Below are 19,116 nucleotides of genomic sequence, written 5' to 3' on the forward strand. Positions count from 1 at the left end.
GTGCTTTCATTAGTTTTTCAAAAAACGGTATCGCAATCGTTATGCTTTAGGAACTGCAGGCGCTTTAATCGTTACTGTTGCGCTAACAACTTCATTATCATCGAGCAAATTCATGATTAGCTCATCATCACTTTCAGTCTTCACTTGCCAATTACCTGCTGCTTGCGGTACACCCGTCACCATCACAGAGATGGCTTTATTTTTTAGGCGAATCATCGGCGGCTTATGATCATAGCCACTATGCTCATGACCTAAGATATCATCAGCGATAGTCGCAGCCTGCGCGCGCAATGGCGCAACATAACGACAAGCAACCCCGTTGATAGACATACAGTCGCCGATGGCATAGATATTCGCTGCATTGGTACGTAACGTCGCTGCATCCACCACAATACCCGTGCGGCGATCGAACTCCACACCAGCTGCCGCAGGTAATTTCTTATCGACTGTCAGACCTGTACTGGCAATCACATGATCTACAATCAATGGCTCGAGCGGCTGAGTATCAGTATTGTCTGCATCCGATGATAATGTGGCATAGTCTACTCGTAGTTTCTTGCCATCGTTGCTGTCGTTGCTGTCGTTGCTGTCGTTGTTATTGTCATCGTCATTAACACGAGCGACAGCTGATACTTGATAACCACCTAAGAATTGAATGCCCTGCGACTCGATCGCTTTGGCGATACGTGCGGTCGCTTTGGCTGGTAGCATCTGCGAAAGCGGTGCATCGTTTAAATCAATGAGCGTTACTTTATGACCAGCTTTAAGTAGGTCTTCTGCGATTTCTGTACCCACCATACCAGCACCAACGATCGCAACATGCTGACTACCTGCTGCTAGCTTTTCTTGTAGCTGACTAAAACGCTCGATGTGATTAACATGCCAGACCAAATCTTGCGGCAGACTTTTAGGGAAGATAGGATGCGCGCCCATCGCTATTACCATTTTCTCATAGCCGATAGTCGTCAGTGCGTCATCTGACTGCGCAGTAGAGCGCACCTGTACAGTTTGACTCACTGGATCAATATCTGTCACTTGTGTATTAGCTAGCAACGTCACTTCTGCTGTGTTCGCCGCTTCGCTACCCGATGCCCGTACCAAATCTGATGCGCGTTTGTTTTGGCTGATTGCCATTGTCAACATCGGCTTGTGATAACGGTCGCCACTATCAGCCGTGATTAATGTGATTGGAATCTCTGTGTCTTTGGCACGAATGGCATCAATGACATGCCAGCCTGCCAGTCCTGCACCAATAATAATCACACCTTTTTTTGCTGCTGTGCTTGATGCTACAGATAGGTTTTCTACGCTCATACAAACTCCAATATGGTTTATGAATTATTTTAATTATCAAAAATATTGACCGCTATTGTATCAGTAAACAGCCATTCACTCACCTATCTAGCAATTCACTTAGTCAATATCGAACTCCATGCGATGTGCTGTTGCACGCATGGTTTCACTATCTATTAATTTTTCTATACAGTATAGACTTGCATGGATGCCTGCACTTATCCCCGCTGATGTGATGATATTACCAGTATCATCACTGGCATCTACAAAACGCGTATGCGAGATTACATCGATATCAGGATAGGATGCTAAATTATCCAAATCCATCCAGTGCGTGGTTGCTGACTTACCAGTTAGCAAACCTGCCTTAGCCAACAGCAACGCTCCTGTACACACTGAAAGCGTCAGCTCTGCCAAAATTGCTTGAGTGATAATCCAATCAATTACTACCTTATTATATATTTCTGTTTTTTCAGCACCGTATCCACCGGGGACGATTAATACATCAATGTCTGGATGATTGGCAAAACTATAGTCAGGAATGACTTGCAGACCATTCCTAGCGGATATCGTTGCTTGGTTCTCGGCAATAGTGATAACCTTAAAATGCTTATCATCACTAGAACTGGCAGCATTTTCAGCCAACGAAAACACCTCAAAAGGTCCTGCAAAATCTAATACTTCTACTTCATTGAACAGTAGTATGCCGACGGTTCGTTTTATCGTCATATTCAATCCTAATTAAGTTGATAGCGTTAAGTAATATTCAAACCTTTCATATCATAATCATTATCTTTGTCGTTTGTTCTAACTAATGAGCTTAGCCATGGCATCTGCCTTTGCCGTTTGCAACCTCTCTAATCCTACGACTACTCCCGCTCTATTTTCAGCGGTTTTATAGTCTCGAAGCTATCTTATTTAAACTCCTTGTATGTAAACATCATAGGCTCCAAGTCGTTTTTCAAATAGCTATACAAAAAAAGGCTCAATACAAAGCGCCCTATTAAAGATAGCGTTTAACTGTCTTTAATAGGGCGCTTTATATAATCATTAGCAGTAGAAAGAAAAATAAGCTTTAGAACATGTCTTTATCTTAGAAATACTGCTATAAACAATCGTAAATTAAAGTATCTTTAATGATTTAAAATCTTCGACAAGAACATCTGCGCACGGTCACTTTTTGCCCCTTCAAAAAACTCATCCTTACTACAGTTTTCTACGATATGTCCTTCATCCATAAAGATAATACGATTGGCTACCTGACTGGCAAAGCCCATCTCATGTGTCACGCACATCATAGTCATACCATCACGAGTCAGCTCGACCATCACATCTAGCACCTCTTGAATCATCTCAGGATCAAGCGCGGAGGTTGGCTCATCAAACAGCATTGCGACGGGATCCATTGCCAACGCTCGTGCAATCGCAACACGCTGCTGCTGACCACCAGAGAGCTCCGCTGGATATTTCGCCGCTTGTACTGTCAGACCAACACGGTCTAGATACGCCATCGCTTTTTGTTTGGCCTCAGACTCTTTACGGCCCAACACTTTGATTTGTGCCACGGTCAAATTATCAATAATAGTCAAATGGGGAAACAACTCAAAATGCTGAAATACCATACCAACACGGCTACGTAACTTAGGTAGATTAGTCTTTGGGTCGCCGACAGAGATACCATTGACCATGATGTCACCTTTCTGAAAAGGCTCAAGTCCATTAACTGTCTTAATCAATGTCGACTTACCACTACCCGATGGACCACAAACGACGACGACATCACCTTTATGTACATGCGCCGTACAGTCAGTCAGTACTTGAAAGTCTCCATACCATTTGCTGACATTAGATATCTCGATGACCATCTCATCACTAGCATGACCACTATTGGTAACCAGCCCGCCAAAGGCATTTAAGTACGTATCAGCATTGCTCATCACTGGCTCCTAACCACATTATTTTCGATAAACATTATTTAAAAAAGGTAAATCAAATACTTAAGCTCTTAACACTCAAAAGCGCAAGCGATAGGTCTAACAAAATACGCTATATTAAAACCGCAAACGCTTCTGTAATTGTTGCACGCCAATAGAAGCACTTAAGCTAATCACAAAATAGACAGCACCAGCACCTAAGATATACGGCGTGAGTAAGCCCATTAGCTCACCGCGAACGTAGGCTGCGCGGAAAAAGTCGGTCAAACCAATGGCAAATACCAGTGTCGTATCTTGGAATAAAATAATACATTGCTGCAAAATCAGTGGCAGCATCTTACGAAAGGCTTGTGGCAAGATGACCAGACGCATGGTCTGCCCATAAGTCATACCGAGCGCTTTTGCCGCATTGACCTGCCCGCTACCAATCGATTGAATACCAGCACGTACCACTTCTGAGAAGTAAGCCGCCTCAAACATCATAAATGCGACCACACAAGAGGCAAACGCAGCATCGAGTTGCAGGTACTTACCCGCTACCCAAAGATAAATCATCGGTACGGCAAAGTAGAACCACAGTAATACCAATAGCAGTGGCACAGAGCGGAAGTAATTGACGTATAGTTTGGCTGGAATCTCAAGCGCTTTAATACCTGACAAACGCATCAATGCCAGTACAGTTCCTAAACTAATACCGCCCAAAATAGCCAAAAACAGCACTTTTAAAGTGGTAAGCATGCCACCCATCAAACCAGGATAGGCTGTTGCCAATTCGGTCATATTCATTTCTGACCTCCCGCAATAAGCCCAGGCACACGCAATTTACGTTCAATCAATCCCATAATAGCGATCAAGGATAAATTGAAAACCAAATAAATAATCGTCGCGTAAGTATATATCTCGATACTATTTTGAGTATATTCGCTGATGGTTTTGGTTTGGCTAATCAGCTCCATTACCCCCACTAGCGAGGCCACAGAAGCGTTTTTAAAGCAGTTAGTCAGCTCAGAGCTGAGCGGTGGCAAGATAATACGAAATGCCTGCGGTAGCAGTACTTCTTTATAGACCTGTGGAATGCTAAACCCTAATGCATAGGCCGCATTAATCTGTCCATCTGGTAATGACTCAATACCCGTCCGTACCTGTTCCACGATACGAGCAGCAGTAAATAAGCCCAAACCAATACTGGCTGATAACATGGCTGAGGTATTCGGAGACAAGTCCTTATACCACCATTCTTGTATCGTCGGCGTGAGCCAACCAGGGGCGATATAAAACCAAAAGAACAGTTGAACAAGCAGTGGAATATTACGAAAAAATGTCACATAAGCCGTACCGATTGCACGAGCGGTCTTGTTGGGCAAGGTGCGCATGATACCGAAGATGGTACCCACGACCATCGCAATGGCCCATGCGATACTGCCAATCAATAGCAGCCAGCCAAGACCAGTGATCATCCAATGGATATAGAGCTCGTTGCCAATACCAGTCTGCTCAAAGAGCACACCCCAGTTCCAGCTATAATTCATGGTTGTCTCTCCGAGCAACGATTGATAAGCCTATACGTCAAATAAAATTACTGGCTATCTGAACGTATAGGCAAACTATGTTGAGGGACAATGAGCGTTACTGCGCTGCTGCTTCTTTAGGCTGAGCGCTGTCATGCGGATTGGCAATCAAGGCCTTTAAGTTGTCTGACATCTCAAAGTTTAGATTGACGTTCTTTGGTGGGATTGGGTTCAAGAACCACTTGTCATAAATGCTATTGATTTCGCCTGAGCTAAACACATTGGCAAGGGCTTCATCGACCACAGCTTTGAATTCAGGATCATCTTTGCGCATCATACAACCATAGATTTCAAACGATTGCGGCGTACCGACGATTACCCATTCATCAGGATTTTTTGCCTTGGCTTTTTCGCCAGCAAGCAGCACATCATCCATCATAAAGGCATCAGCTCGACCATTTTCTAGCATTAGGAAGCCTTCGCCATGATCTTTTGCTGAGATGATATTGGTATCCATTTTATTATCATCGTTGTACTGACGGATATAACGCTCCGAAGTCGTGCCTGCTGTCGTTACCAGAGTTTTACCTTTTAGGTCTTCAAAATCTTGAATACCAGAGTCTTTTTTGGTCAATAGACGCGTGCCAATTTCAAAGAAGCCATTAGAGAATGCGACTTGCTTTTGACGTTCTTCGTTATTGGTGGTTGAGCCACACTCAAAATCTACCGTGCCGTTTTGTACCAATGGGATACGAGTCTGCGAAGTGATTAGGTTATAGCGAACGTTAAGGTCTGGCATATTTAGCTTTTGCTTAACGGCTTCAACCACTTTCATTTCCAAGTCGTGAGCATAGCCAATCGGTTGGTTAGGATCATCAGCGATATAAGAGAAAGGAATAGAGGAATCACGGTGACCGACAACGATAGTGCCAGAGTCTTTGATTTTCTGTAGCGTACCGTTGGTCGTGGCTTCGGTCGTCGTTGCATCATCTGCTGGCGCATCAGTGCTGGTTTGGCTACTGTTGTTACATCCCGCTAAGCCTAATGCCATAACAGCAGCTAAAGTCAACGGTTTGGAAAATGAGTATGTCATGAAATACATCCTTTTATCGCAAGATTGAGTGAGTGCTTGGACGACATAGGTCTGATTGACCCGACTGCCCCGCATCCGTACGGTTGTTGCTGTTGTTTATCACAATGCAACTTAATGTTACTGTACAACAAATTTGCAGTAGAGGGTGATTTTTTTTTGAGAGAGTACGTATTTATGAATATATTTATATCCTAACTATAAAATGCTGGCTTATAGCGGCTATCTACTCAGAGCTTTGTAAAAACAGCTGCTTGGTTTTTTAAGCTCGTTATTAACCCTTGCTGCTCATAATCATCAAAACAGTCTACTAAGTGAGATTGATAAATCGGCAGTAATCCCCATAAAGCAAACAACTTCTCTATACTACAAATGACTTATGACTCAAGATATCCAAGTCCCAAATACGGACAGCCAAGCTACTGGCAACCATGGCAGCAACGACATTCGCCAACGTTTCTTTGTTGAAGACTCGCCTGTGCGCGGTGATGTGGTACGCCTATCACGCAGCTACGCGAGCACGATTGCACAAAAGCCCTACCCTGAAGCCATCAAACGCTTATTGGGTGAAATGCTGACGGCAGCGAGTTTGCTAATCAGTACGGTAAAAATCAACGGTCGCCTGTCTATTCAGTTGCAGTCATCAGACAGTGACAGCTTATTAAACTGGGCGATGGCAGAATGCGATCAAGACGGTATCATTCGTGCACTTGCTAGCTGGAAAGGCGAGACGGATGAGCAAGTACAAGCGTGGGACAATATGACCCATGCCAAAGAAGCGTTTGCTGAACTTGGTGCGATGGGACAAGGCGTATTGTTTATCAATATTCAGCCTGATGGTGGTGAGCCATACCAAGGTATCGTTGAGCGTAGCCACGACAATCTAGCAGACTGCTTAGCACATTACCAAAAGCAATCGGCACAGATTCCAACGTTAATTAACTTGGCATCTGATGGCCTGCAAGCCGGTGGTATCTTGGTACAAATGCTACCGCGTACGGCTGAAGAAACGTCTGAAGTTGAGCAAAACCAAGATGCGGGTATCGACGATGATTTATGGACGCGCTTGTCTGTATTGACACGTACGGTAAAAGCAGAAGAGCTAACGACACTGGATGCTAACGAAATACTCTATCGCTTGTATCATGAAGAAAATATCGTGGCACCTGAGCCTGCTCCTCTGTCATTTGGTTGCACTTGCTCGCGCGAGAAATGTGAGATGGCAATCGAGCAAATTGGCGAGGCCGAAGCCTTAGATATCGTCGAAGAGCAAGGCGGTACGTTTGAGATGGATTGCGGATTCTGCGGTGAGGTCTACAAATTCAATAAAAATGATGTCGCAGCGATATTTGCTGAGTAACTTTTCTTACTTACTATAAATCAGTGTTTATAAATAAACCCTCAAGCGTGATGCTTGGGGGTTTTTGTTTTTATCTTTGAATCACTACACCGCTATCTCTAAACTCCTAGGATAAGAATATATCCGATCTTCACCCGTATAGTCACGCTGACCATTATCCAATAACCATGCAACCACTTGCTCCTGCACCCTTTTACTATGGATTAAGCTCATATGGCTCACACCATAAAACACCGCTTTGCGCCCATCTGGCACAAACAAAGCATGCTCCATGTCATCCTCACCGAGCGCAGAGGCGACCGATACGAGGCCATCACCTAATAAGTCTGTCATCTTAGAGTCATAATGCGTCTCGACTAAAGTACTGGCAGCAAAGTACGTTTTGATACCGCTTGGCAAACCAGTAGGATGGCGAAAATCTTGTGGCAGCACACTGCGACCTTCTAATGCTTTCCAATCCGCATCACGAATACTGCCATGACGCAGATCAATAATGCCAGCACTACGCATATCACCCAGCTTGGCAAGCGAGCTTGCAAACGGTAGTTTGGCAATGATTTCCTGCACATGATTGCCAATACGCTCGAGCACTGCCCCATGATGTGGCGAACCTAGCGTGATGAGATTACCGACTCGCTTCACCCAATCTAAGTGGTCTTGTTCACCATAAAAAAGCGCACTGCGAGAAACTAAGCCGCCCATACTATGACCGACCAAATCGATCTGACTGATATTTGGGTTGTCATCGACCAACACTTGCAGCAATTGAGAGAATTTTCGACCACTACGTGAAATACGTCGCCCCGTATTATAATCTAAGTACAAAATAGTCGTATCTGGCTGGCTGAGTTGGATGGCTTCCCCTAAATTACTGTCTTCTTGGGCTTGCCAGCTTAGATGACTCATGCATAGACCATGGCACAAAATAGCGACGCGACCTGACAATATTGTCTTTGGGGGACTGCCATCTTTAGTGTATAGCCTCATTGGAATGGCAAGTGGATTTCGGTCATTGACCAAGTGATCGCCCATGACGCCATTTAATACATTGACCAGCTTTTTTAATGAGTCAGGCAATGGCTGCACTGACTTTTGCGTGGAAAAATGCTTATAAGTTCGGAGCACAGCGGCCAAATTATTACCCACCATCAGCATGATGCGGCGTATCGTGCCATAAATGCGACCAGTGATGCCGCGTGGCCAATTGCTTAGATGGTTTTTATTAAAACGCCCCAAAGGACGCAAAATCACTTCGCGGTGAATGGCTTCTACAATATCAGTCACCTCTACCACACCAACCGTTGCCAGCTGCGCAAGCCCTTCAAAAAAGTCCGGCAACGAAACCGATGTGGCGGTGGTTTCGTCGCCATCATCTGCTAGTAGCTTAACCAGCTCATCCATATCAATGGCTTCGAGTTGGTCTATCTGTTCGTACAAATCACTGTGTAGAGGCTCGCTACTGTCTGATACAAAATGTGCTGCAAGCTCCTGTCGGATATTGTCATCACTACTCGTACCACCCTCGCGCACACGGTTGTTATGAAACAAATTTTTATTGTCTATAATATTGCTCATAGCGTTCATCGTGTTGGCACATTCAGCGAAAAAATTAGTTTTCTATACTAGCCTTTAAATCGAGCAAATAGAAGAAAATCATTTGATTTTGGTGTGTGTTGATGACCAAAAGAGCGTGATAGGTGATGAACGGTATGTGTCCCATTATATCAACAGCCTCTAAAATAAAAAAATCTCAAGCCATGGCTTGAGATTTTTTATGTGTACACGTTTTGGTTAGGGCGTGTCAGATTGATATGACATTGTCTATGTCGTGCTACCTGTCGCATCAAATGACTCTGCCAATATCACATCACCATCTTCTTTGGTTATCATGACAGTTGCGGAGCGAGGGATACTACCACCTTCGACCGCGCCCCATGTATTACCTGGATGCTGAATGTTGATAAATAGCGTCTTAAAATCTGGCGCCATGGTAATACCCGTGACTTCGCATCCTTCAGGGCCGACAAAGAAGCGTTTGATATTGTCGTTGTTTGCAGGCGTACCAACACGAGTTTGCTGCCCTGCTGACGTGGTAGCAAGCGATCCATCACTGACTTTTCCAGGTAAAGCCGCTAGCAACATACAGCTACTGGTATCGGTGTAAGCCCCATCATCCGTCTGAATCCATAAGACGCCACGTGGATCAAAATATAGGCCATCGGGTGAAGAAAAGTCATTGTTGTCATTTAGCTGAGATAAGTTTTCTGCTGACAAGTCATTCGGTGCACCAAACAGGTAAATATCCCACTCAAAACTCATTGCCGCGTGATCGCCACCTGCTTCAGCCCAACGAATAATATGACCATTGTCATTGCCGCGCGCTTTGCCCCTATTATCATAACTGCGCGGATTGGCAGCCGAAAGTGGCTGATCATCACGTACGCCGCGATATTTATTATTGGTCAAAGTTACATATACTTCACCCGTCATAGGACTGACCGAGACCCACTCTGGTCGATCCATCTTGGTTGCACCGACCGCATCAGCAGCCGCACGGGGAAATACCAAGACCTCATCTTGGCCATTAAAAGGCAATACGCTATTAGAGGCAGTCAATCCATTTTGACCATGAGTCAATGCTTTCCATTCCCCACTACCATCTTCATTGAATATGGCAACATATAGTGTGCCATCATTCAAATACTTATCACCCGCTTTCAGTCCGCCACCGATATCATTATTTGACCAATTGGCTTTGGAGACAAACTTATAGATATACTCGCCTCGGGCATCATCACCCATATAAAAGACCACTGGCTTGCCTTGCTCAACAGGCGCATAGGCACAGTTTTCATGAGCAAATCGACCCATCGCTGTGCGCTTCTGTGGCATGGTATTTTGGTCAAATGGGTCAATCTCTGTGATATAACCAAAGGTGTTAAAACCATTGCGATAATCGTCAGCGGCACTAGTACCAACGGCGGTCATATCCCAGCGGGAAAATTCGTCTGCAATCTTGGCATCTTTGGCTTCTGGTGTATGCCACAGATACTTCCAACCTGGGAAATCCTCCGTCGCACCGTAGCGGTCGCGAGCATAATTATCACTTGTGCTCAATTGGCTGGCGTCTTGTCCGCGTGCAAATACACCTAAGAAATTCTCTTCTGTGGTCAGATACGTACCCCACGGTGACAGGCCTGCGCCGCAGTTGTTATTGATGCCACGAGTCTGAAAACCTGTTGGATCAAATTTGGTTTTGACCAGATCTGAGCCTGCCACAGGGCCCGCCAATTGCGCGGTCGTGCTGCTGGTAATACGGCGATTGTATTTTGAATCTGCCACCATCTCATAGCCCATACCATCTGCGCGGCGTTTCATCTCGACCACAGCGACCCCGTGGCAATTGACTTCTCGGCGCACATCGCTAGCGAGGCGACGATTTTGAAAGATTGGCGCGGCATTGTTATCTTTAATCACATGATAGCCAAACGGGCTAAGCTCGTTACTATTGACATATTCATGATTCATCACCAGCAAGCCATTTTCTGACGCTTTGGCATCATATGCCCCGCCTTTTTTGCCAAAGAACCACATACCATCGTGGTTGTCACCCATGCGCCATTCAAACGACTCGGCTGATTGCTCACGATTGTCTTTCCAGTCATCGATACCAGAAATCAGCGGCGTTCCAAGAGGCAATATCATCTCTGCTTTATAACCTGCTGCCACCGTCATCGTGTCGGCAGTTGAATGAGACACCGCTGTAAACTTCAACGTTTCGGGGCGTGTTAAATCACCCTGTGCAGGAATAGCGGCATCGTTGCCATTATTTGTGACAGGACTGCTATCATCATCGTCATCACTACAGCCAACCAAAGGTAACGCCCCAAAAAACGCTGCCGCCGTCAATCCTGTGCCACCTTTTAGAATACTACGGCGGTTTAAACGACGACTGATAATGGTTTGAAAATCAATATTGTTGGTTGGGTTGGAATCCTCAACGACTTCGTGGGCAAGTTCTTTGTTGTTATTTAATAATGTCATTATCAGTCACCTTGCTGTTAAGCTGGATTAGCATAAAAAAGTTGATGGCAGCCTTAGCATGACTACCATCAAAATACGAATTCCGCTTAAGTCTACTGAAGCTTTATGACAGTATGTTGAAAGCCAGATGACAGTCTAATGACAGACTTCAAAAACCAAAAAATCCCAAGCGTTTACTTGGGATTTTTGATATTCATTTGATGTTTTAAATGGGTTTAACACGCTTATTGTACTTGTGATACCCACTCATGAGCACCCAGTTTTAGCTTAAGCTGATCGCCTGCTTTCAACACACCGACACCGCTTGGCGTGCCAGTCATAATCACATCGCCTGCTTGCAAGCTAAAAACATGGCTAATCTCTGCAAGTAGCTCGTAAACTGCAAACAACATCAAAGCACTATCACCATCTTGTTTCAGCTCATCATTGATGGTGAGTTGATAGTTTACTTGACTAAAATCCCCAAAAGCCTGTGGATCAAGCCAGTCCGCCAGCACACACGCCCCATCAAAACACTTGGCGCGTTCCCACGGATGGCCTTTTTCTTTGAGCTTACTTTGCAAATCGCGCAAGGTTAAATCCAGCCCTAATGTCACGCCACCAATCGCTTGCTTGGCTTGCTCAATCGTCGCCATAGACAAATCAGCGGATAGCTGAATACACAGCTCGGCCTCGTAGTGAGTGTCACCGAATAGGTCTAGGTTTGGACGAACCACATCACTACGGATAGAGACCACTGAAGACGCAGGCTTCATAAACAGTATCGGCGTTGTTGGCACGTCATTACCCAACTCTGCAGCATGTGCCGCATAGTTGCGACCCACACAAACGACCTTACCAATAGCAGCACGCAGGCTTTTATGATGATTGGTCACGCTCTGCTCAGCACTAACACCAGCAGCGATGGCTGTCGCTAACGACTCATGTGGCGATTGGCTCATACTAGACTCTCCCTGTAAATAATGGCGCGTTTATCAGCAGTCCATACTATATTGTCTACAATGACTTTGACGACTATTAACTATTAACTACGAAATCGTGTTGGTCACTACATCTGGTGGTACATAACTGGCGTGGCGGTTCATGTGCTTTTCAAACATTCTAAAGCTAAACAAGATAACCCACGACAGCAATAGATAGACGATACCAGCTGCAAAGAATAGCTCCATCAAGGTATAAGTGCGCGCGCTAATCGTACGTGCAACGCCCGTGATATCCATCAATGCGATGGTCGAAGCTAACGCACTGCCCTTTAGCATAAAGATAACTTCGTTGCTATAAGCTGGAACCACAATACCAAATGCTCGCGGCAGAGTAACCCGTGTTAGCTTCTGCCATTTTGACATACCAAGCGCGTCAGCGGCCTCAAGCTCTCCGATGGGAATCGTCTGAATCGCACCGCGGATGATCTCCGCTAAATAAGCACTGGTATTAAGGGTAAAGGCGATGATGGCACACCAGTACGCTTGACTGAGTACTGGCTCCCATAAAAACGAATCACGTACGGCCTCAAACTGACCCAAACCGTAATAAATCAGAAATATCTGTACCAGCAGTGGCGTACCGCGAAAAAAGAAAATATACAGAAACGGTATTACTTGTACCATCCAATTCTTAGACAGCCGTAGCAGCGCTAAAATCAAACCAAGCAACAGTCCAATCACACATGAAAACACGACCAGCTGTACGGTCAATACCGCACCGCCTAGTAAATCAGGGATATGGTCAAAGATGACCTGCCAATTCCAATCCATAGTATCTCTCCTCTATCCTATGGTCGATTGACGGTGAGTTGACTGACGGCGCAGCTTTTTAGAATAGCGTGCCGCTGGATTGGCTCGCCATTCAAGCCACATCATAAAGCCAGTAATCAACATGGTCAGACCCAAATAAATAATCGCTGCTGCCATATAAAAGGTAAACGGCTGCTGTGTGGATTGTGCTGCGCGCGAAGACTGATACATGATATCTTTGAGACCCACGACCGACACCAGTGCGGTATCTTTGAGCAATACCAAAAACAAATTACCCAGACCAGGTAAGGCAATCTGCCATACTTGCGGCAAGGTAATGCGATAAAAAGTCTGAAAAGGACGCAGACCAATTGCTTGTGCGGCTTCTCGCTGCCCTATTGGAATCTCTTGAATGGACATGCGAAAAATCTCAGTCGCATACGCACCAAAAGCAATAGACAGCGCCATGACCCCACCCCAAAAAGCGCTAATTTCAACATAGTTGTTATAGCCGAATTTTTTGAGGATGCTCATCAATAATATAGAGCCGCCATAATAAATAAAGAGCACCAATAGCAGCTCAGGAATACCGCGCATCGTCGCAGTATAGACAGTCGCAAGTTTACGCAGCAACCAGACATTGGACATCTTTGCGGTTGCGCCGAGCAAGCCAAAGGCCAGACCAATAATTAAACTGGTCACAGCAAGCTGTATGGTGACGGTAGCGCCGCTTAATAAAAGCGCGCCAAATCCTTGTAAGTCAAACACGATTATCCACTCAGTCTCTTTATATTAGCAATTTGCAAAATATGAGTTAAAAGAATCAGCATCAATAGCTGAACGCAGCTAAATACCGTATTTTATACCAAATCAATACAAATGATTGGTGTCGAAAAATGACGTCAGAAAAATACGATTATCGCTGCGATAATTGACACAGTAGAAATGAGTGCCGATTTTATCATATTCACTCGCTGTGATGTTAATCCTGACGTGTAAAAGCCCTGCTTAAATAGGTACTTGCCGTTAGATATCTCAAATAAATCGACTATATTTAACCAAAATCGTAGGCTAATAACGATTTTAACGATGTAATCTCATCGCTCAATAAAAAGGACATCACCATGATGGCGATGTCCTTCTTGCTATCAATACAGTAATTTTTGACGGCTATCAGCTACTGACTAGCGGTTTCTAGCACTGGTTGGTCAGTTGTTTCTACACTGTCTGTGCTCGTCGCCGAGGCAGGTACAGAAAAATACTTTTGACTGATTTTGTCGTAAGTACCATTCGTCTTTAAATTGGCTAAAGATTGATTAATCCTTGCTTGTAGCGGATCGCTTGGGCGCACGGCTATGGCAAAATTATCATTAATATCGATCGAGTCACCTTTTAGCGCATACTTACTACCAGCAGGTGAGCTGAGCCATTCTATTGCAGGCAGCTTATCAGAGATCATCGCATCAACACGGTTTGAGCCGAGATCCAAAAATGCGTTGCTCAATGTATCATAGAGCTTCATATCAGCTTTTGGATACGTGTCTTCTAACCACTGTGACGAGATGGTAGAACGCTGTGCAGCTATCGATTGGGAATCGATATCGCTGCTGTTACTCGGATCAAAACTGCTGTCTGTTTTGGCCAAAAAAACCAAGGCATTGCTAAAGTATGGATCCGTAAAGCTGACCTGCTGCGAACGCTCTGGCGTGACTGACATCGCGGCCACAATCGCATCATACTTACCCGCTTTTAAGCCAGGAATGATGCCGTCCCAATCTTGTGCCATAATCTCACAAGTTACTTGCATATCAGCACAGAGTGCATTGGCAATATCTACATCAAAACCGCCAAGCGTGCCATCTGGATTGGTATAGTTAAAGGGTGCATACGCCCCTTCAGTAGCGATACGTAATACCTCACTTGGAGATGCCGCCGTGGCTTCGGTAGCCGATGGATTGGCATCAGCCGTGCCCTCTTGACTGTTGCTACAGCCAGCAACGCTAAAGAGCGTCGCCAGTGCGAGCAGTGGCATAGACAGGCGACTGGCCGCGATAGTGTTAACAACAAATTTGCCAGTCATGGCGCGAGTGGGAGCACAATGGTTGCTCATGATCATCCTTGAATTTTATTTGAGTAAACAATATATCTTCAATACACGACAGTCAATCCGCTAGACGTCGTATTAGTTCGTAGCCGCTTCAGCTGGTGCTTCTTCATCAACGACCACTGCATCTTCGACACCTTCAACAGCCACTGCTTTTTGTGCCGCAGCGGTTGTGCTAGTACCAAAATAACTGCCAGTGATTTGATCGTAAGTGCCGTTGGTTTTTAGCTCAGCTAAGGCAGCATTGAATTTCGCCGCGAGTGGATCGCCTTTACGGAACGCGATACCCATTGCGTCATCATCGGTGCTGATTTCTTGACCTTTGACTTCGTAGTCTTTGCCCGCTTCCGTTTTTAGCCAGTCGCTACCAGTCACTTTGTCAGACATCATACCGCGCACGCGACCTGAGGTCAGGTCTAGATAAGCATTGTCTTGCGTATCATATAGCTTGATATTAGCATCTGAATGTTCGTCTTGTAGGTATTGCGATGCGACAGTTGAACGCTGTGAAGCAACTGGTTGACCAGTTAGCGATTCGACTTTCAAATCATCGCCTTTTTTACCAATCAAGATAATACCACTATGAAAGTAAGGGTCACTAAAATCAACCACTTCTTTACGTTCAGGCGTGATAGACATACCTGCGATGGCAGCATCAAATTTCTGTGCATTTAATCCTGGAATCAAACCATCCCAATCTTGAGAGATGACTTCACATTCAGCTTTCATTTGTGCGCATAGTGCGTCAACCAGTTCGATTTCGTAGCCAATCAATTTGCCGTCTGCATCAGTATAGCTAAAAGGCTTATAGCTTGATTCTGTCGCAATCTTTATGTTTAAAGGCGTTTCATTAGCACTATCAGCGTCAGAATTTTCCGCTGGTGCTGAGCTATTGTTACAACCTGCCAGCATGAGCACTGCTGCGCTAAGCGGTGCTAGCCACAATGCTTTTTTGCTCATTGATGATGTCATTGAAATTGTCATAAGTATTATTCCTTAATATATTTACCAGCTGTAGCATCCATCACCACTTACTGATTTATGATTATAATTATCAGTCGTTTTAAACATCCCTCGTTTTAAACATGCCTCTTCCGTAAGCTGCTATTGACCAAAGTTCATTTGCTCAAGACGGGCAAGCTCACCGTTACTACGGATTTCGCTCAATGCTTTATCAAAATCGGCTTTGAGTGAGTCACCTTTACGTACTGCAATGGCAATATTGTCATCGTTATCAATCTCATCACCAACGATACCGAAGCCTGCTGTATTGTCTGCTAGCCATGATTTAGCAGAGACTTTTTCAGCCAATACGGCATCACTACGACCAGACTTCAGGTCTAAGTAGGCATTGTCATAGTTGTCATACAACTGAACGGTGTTGCCTTCTTTGCCTTCGTAATTATCCTGTAAATAAGCACCAGGCGTGGTAGAACGCTGTCCACCAAGCGTCGCGTTTTTAATCGTGGTAGGATCAAAGTCACCTTCGCTGTTGGTCAACCATACCATCGTGTTGGCAAAGTACGGCTCGCTGAAGTCAACTTTGTCTTGACGCTCAGCTGTGACAGACATCCCTGCGACGACTGCATCATATTTTTGTGCCAGTAGACCTGGGATAATACCGTCCCAATCTTGAGCGACGATTTCACATTTGGCTTGCATTTGGTCACACAAAGCATTGGCAACATCGATATCAAAACCTGCCAAGCTACCATCAGCATTGGTATAGTTAAATGGAGGGTAAGCGCCTTCGGTGGCAATACGAATGGTTTTGCCAGTGGTTTCTGCTGCAGGGGTATCAGCGTTGGTATCGGTAGTGTCATCGGCAGGTTGGCTACAAGCACTCAGCATCAATGCAGCAGTGACGGTCATCGATGACCATAGTAGGCGAGAATTCGACATCATACGTTCCTTAAATTCTGATGGGTTTTACATACGTTTTTGACAGGATTTTCTGACTTAGGATTCTGATACTTTGTTCTCTGACGTCCTTGCCAGACAAGCAATATAGATAGCAGAATATACAAGCGACCACTAGGAGTGACGGCCTATGAACCTTTTGATAATACCTGAGTAAAATATCAAAAACAAACGTTTTGCTTACTCAAAGTTATCATTGGGTAATAAGCAGTCAACAATGGTTACGTTACAGTGATTTTTTGTTTGATAAGGCATATGGTGACAAGAGCATTGCCACCACTGGTGCTGGAAGGACAGCTAGGCAGGGCGATGTGACGCCATAAAGTCTTTAACACGCTCAGAGGTTGGATTGTCAAAGACTTGTTCAGGGGTGCCAATCTCTTCAATCACCCCTTGATGCAAAAATACGACTTTGCTTGATACTTCACGGGCAAAGCGCATCTCATGCGTGACGATAAGCATCGTACGCCCCTCTTCTGCCAGCTCTCGCATAACAGCGAGCACTTCGTTGACCAGTTCAGGATCTAGCGCTGAGGTTGGTTCGTCAAACAAGAGAACTTGCGGCTGCATAGCAAGCGCACGAGCGATGGCCACACGCTGACGCTGACCACCAGACAAGTTTGCTGGATAGGCGTCTTTTTTATCAAGCAGACCGACTTTATCGAGCAGTTTTTCTGCATCGCTAATCGCTTGGTCTTTTTTGATCTTCAACACTTGCGTTGGCCCTTCGATGATATTTTGTAGAATCGTCTTATGCGGCCATAGGTTAAAATTCTGAAAAACAAACCCAACGCGCGCGCGTAAACTTTCTAACTGCTTGACGTCTACTGCTTGCAGCTCACCTGACTTATTAGGCTTTAGCATCAGCTCTTCGTTGCCGATCAGGATACGACCTTTATTTGGGTTTTCAAGCAAATTAACACAACGCAGTAACGTCGATTTGCCTGAGCCAGATGAGCCCAAAATAGAGATGACGTCACCATCATATGCGGTAAGAGACACCCCTTTTAGCACTGCCAATGAGCCATAGCTTTTATGGATGTCTTGTAAGTCTAGGGCGATAGGCCGAGTCGGGGTTTTTACAGTATCAAGCATGGTTCAGCAGACTTCCAATAAATATGAGTGAAAACACGAGTGAAAATAAATAAAAAAGCGCGGTATAGCGTATAAAAATCAACCATAGCAAGGTCGAGATACGCTTATAAATCATTATACAAAAAGAATAAAGTGACACATTGTCTCTTATTACACAGTAAAAAGGCAAATCCTGTTGTTTAAGCAATCTGCCACTCAGTATTTATGAACCACTGAATAGCTGATATAAAAAAGCTCAGACTGCATTTGCAGTGCTGAGCCTTATTTTATCACTTTCACGTACTAGGCGTTGTTTTATCTGTTTATCCACTTTGAATACCTAATGTGGATAAGTGATAGCTGCTTAGCATGTCAAAACTTAGTACGTTAAAAATCAGTTTGTCGAAATATGCTCTTCACTTTCAGTACCGTCTAACATCTCTGTATCATCTGCAGTCGCTACCGCTACATCGTCATTATCGCCCACTGCCATGCCATCATCAGCACTCGCAACAGCGATATCGTCATTCCCTACGCTAGCCGCATCTTCCTCTACTGCTGTCTGTGCATCAGCCGCTGGCTCAGCTTCCATAGGGGCTTCGTCTTTTTTACCACAGGCACTCAACGTCAATGCAGCTGCCACTAGCCCTATTGTTAACCAGCTTTTAGCCATTCCGTTTTTTTCGATAGTATCATTTGTAGTAGCCATAATAATGCTCCGCTCGTTATAGTTAATGCTTAGCCATCAATAAAAATCATCTGATTGATAGCACTGTATGGATATTCTTAAAAATTCTAGTCTTAGCACTTACTATACTGACGATCGATCGTCGCTACCTTAGTACTTACAACGCAATTCTGTTAAAACCATGTAACGATATATCTGATTTTTAACCAACCTTTAACAGTAGCCATATTAGAAATGCATGTGGGTAAAGCAAGAAGGACATCGAGACAGTACTCATAAACGCTTTATAAAACGGGCGCTGTTCACAAAATCAACTTTACTATCAACCTCATCTGCTCTATGTTAAATAGCATAATGCTGGATAAGCA

The 19,116-nt window shown here is 44.7% G+C and carries 17 protein-coding genes; 1 reads left to right on the forward strand and 16 read right to left on the reverse strand.

The annotated features are described in order from the left end of the window. Window positions 1–39: 39 nt before the first annotated feature. From QL982_RS00565 to QL982_RS00590, 6 genes are all read right to left on the reverse strand, one after another. Window positions 40–1,314 carry an FAD-dependent oxidoreductase gene (locus QL982_RS00565; RefSeq protein WP_290161939.1) on the reverse strand — a complete coding sequence of 425 codons (1,275 nt, stop codon included), beginning with the start codon at window positions 1,312–1,314 and terminating at the stop codon, window positions 40–42. A gap of 99 nt (window positions 1,315–1,413) precedes the next feature. Beyond that, complete coding sequence (locus tag QL982_RS00570) at window positions 1,414–2,022, reverse strand: DJ-1/PfpI family protein (protein WP_290161941.1); 609 nt, start codon at window positions 2,020–2,022, stop codon at window positions 1,414–1,416. 404 nt (window positions 2,023–2,426) lie between these two features. Continuing rightward, on the reverse strand, window positions 2,427–3,158 hold the full coding sequence (locus QL982_RS00575; RefSeq protein WP_057762314.1) for an amino acid ABC transporter ATP-binding protein: 732 nt from the start codon (window positions 3,156–3,158) through the stop codon (window positions 2,427–2,429). A gap of 186 nt (window positions 3,159–3,344) precedes the next feature. Next, window positions 3,345–4,013, reverse strand: a complete 669-nt coding sequence (locus QL982_RS00580) for an ABC transporter permease subunit (protein WP_101205580.1) — start codon at window positions 4,011–4,013, stop codon at window positions 3,345–3,347. Then, window positions 4,010–4,756, reverse strand: a complete 747-nt coding sequence (locus tag QL982_RS00585; protein WP_057758328.1) for an amino acid ABC transporter permease — start codon at window positions 4,754–4,756, stop codon at window positions 4,010–4,012. The genes QL982_RS00580 and QL982_RS00585 overlap by 4 nt, the downstream gene beginning before the upstream one ends. Before the next feature lie 97 nt (window positions 4,757–4,853). After that, window positions 4,854–5,828: a glutamate/aspartate ABC transporter substrate-binding protein gene (locus QL982_RS00590; RefSeq protein WP_201578924.1), complete on the reverse strand. Its 975-nt coding sequence runs from the start codon at window positions 5,826–5,828 to the stop codon at window positions 4,854–4,856. 376 nt (window positions 5,829–6,204) lie between these two features. Between QL982_RS00590 and QL982_RS00595 the strand changes: the two genes are divergently transcribed. Then, the gene (locus QL982_RS00595; protein ID WP_290161945.1) at window positions 6,205–7,185 is read left to right on the forward strand and encodes an Hsp33 family molecular chaperone HslO; all 981 of its coding nucleotides are present in this window, start codon (window positions 6,205–6,207) and stop codon (window positions 7,183–7,185) included. Window positions 7,186–7,269: 84 nt separating this feature from the next. Here the strand turns inward: QL982_RS00595 and QL982_RS00600 are convergent, their stop codons facing one another. The 10 genes from QL982_RS00600 to QL982_RS00645 all read right to left on the reverse strand — a co-directional run bounded on the left by QL982_RS00600 (window position 7,270) and on the right by QL982_RS00645 (window position 18,769). Next, window positions 7,270–8,760: a hypothetical protein gene (locus tag QL982_RS00600; protein ID WP_290161946.1), complete on the reverse strand. Its 1,491-nt coding sequence runs from the start codon at window positions 8,758–8,760 to the stop codon at window positions 7,270–7,272. Between the two features lie 246 nt (window positions 8,761–9,006). Then, window positions 9,007–11,229 (reverse strand): PhoX family phosphatase, encoded by a 2,223-nt coding sequence (locus QL982_RS00605; RefSeq protein ID WP_290190114.1) that lies wholly within the window; start codon window positions 11,227–11,229, stop codon window positions 9,007–9,009. Window positions 11,230–11,453: 224 nt separating this feature from the next. Further along, window positions 11,454–12,170, reverse strand: a complete 717-nt coding sequence (locus tag QL982_RS00610) for a fumarylacetoacetate hydrolase family protein (protein ID WP_290190115.1) — start codon at window positions 12,168–12,170, stop codon at window positions 11,454–11,456. An 87-nt stretch (window positions 12,171–12,257) separates the two neighbouring features. Next, window positions 12,258–12,983: an ABC transporter permease gene (locus tag QL982_RS00615; RefSeq protein WP_290161952.1), complete on the reverse strand. Its 726-nt coding sequence runs from the start codon at window positions 12,981–12,983 to the stop codon at window positions 12,258–12,260. 12 nt (window positions 12,984–12,995) lie between these two features. Next, window positions 12,996–13,730 (reverse strand): ABC transporter permease, encoded by a 735-nt coding sequence (locus QL982_RS00620; protein WP_290161954.1) that lies wholly within the window; start codon window positions 13,728–13,730, stop codon window positions 12,996–12,998. 409 nt (window positions 13,731–14,139) lie between these two features. Then, complete coding sequence (locus QL982_RS00625) at window positions 14,140–15,042, reverse strand: ABC transporter substrate-binding protein (RefSeq protein ID WP_290161998.1); 903 nt, start codon at window positions 15,040–15,042, stop codon at window positions 14,140–14,142. A gap of 102 nt (window positions 15,043–15,144) precedes the next feature. Beyond that, window positions 15,145–16,050 carry a transporter substrate-binding domain-containing protein gene (locus QL982_RS00630; protein WP_290161956.1) on the reverse strand — a complete coding sequence of 302 codons (906 nt, stop codon included), beginning with the start codon at window positions 16,048–16,050 and terminating at the stop codon, window positions 15,145–15,147. 120 nt (window positions 16,051–16,170) lie between these two features. Then, window positions 16,171–16,971, reverse strand: coding sequence for a transporter substrate-binding domain-containing protein (locus tag QL982_RS00635; protein WP_290161958.1), 801 nt, complete (start codon window positions 16,969–16,971; stop codon window positions 16,171–16,173). Between the two features lie 312 nt (window positions 16,972–17,283). Then, window positions 17,284–18,081, reverse strand: a complete 798-nt coding sequence (locus QL982_RS00640; RefSeq protein WP_290190116.1) for an ATP-binding cassette domain-containing protein — start codon at window positions 18,079–18,081, stop codon at window positions 17,284–17,286. Window positions 18,082–18,454: 373 nt separating this feature from the next. Then, complete coding sequence (locus QL982_RS00645) at window positions 18,455–18,769, reverse strand: hypothetical protein (protein ID WP_290161962.1); 315 nt, start codon at window positions 18,767–18,769, stop codon at window positions 18,455–18,457. Window positions 18,770–19,116: the final 347 nt, after the last annotated feature.

Source organism: Psychrobacter sp. 5A.1 (genome assembly GCF_030407455.1).
Taxonomy (GTDB): Bacteria; Pseudomonadota; Gammaproteobacteria; order Pseudomonadales; family Moraxellaceae; genus Psychrobacter.